Below are 299 nucleotides of genomic sequence, written 5' to 3'. Positions count from 1 at the left end.
TGAAATCTTTCCTAAGCCTCGGTTTCAGTCCTGAGCAAATGGCTGGACGAATGAAAAAGGAAAAGATAAGTTATTGTGCCAGCATGCATACTATTTATCGTTTAATTGCTCGAAATGGTTGGAGCCAGGTTCTGTCGCAAAGTTGACGAAGTTAAGCGATATATTGATAATACAACGTCACAATAACGGAGTATTATTAACATGAAACTTAACTTTTCAGGATGCCATTTCCCGCAAGAGATCATCATGCAAGCACTTCGTTATTACTTAGCGTACAAATTAAGTTACCGGGAAATAGA

The 299-nt window shown here is 38.1% G+C and carries 1 pseudogene; it reads left to right on the top strand.

From position 1 onward, the window contains the following. Positions 1-201: 201 nt before the first annotated feature. Positions 202-299 (top strand): annotated as a pseudogene (locus HC723_RS17150) (IS6 family transposase); the annotation flags it as partial.

The organism is Vibrio sp. S11_S32, from assembly GCF_014694465.1.
In the GTDB taxonomy this organism is placed as follows: domain Bacteria; phylum Pseudomonadota; class Gammaproteobacteria; order Enterobacterales; family Vibrionaceae; genus Vibrio; species Vibrio algicola.
The sequence above is the reverse complement of the archived record's forward strand: the minus strand, read 5'-3'. Positions and strand labels throughout refer to the sequence as shown.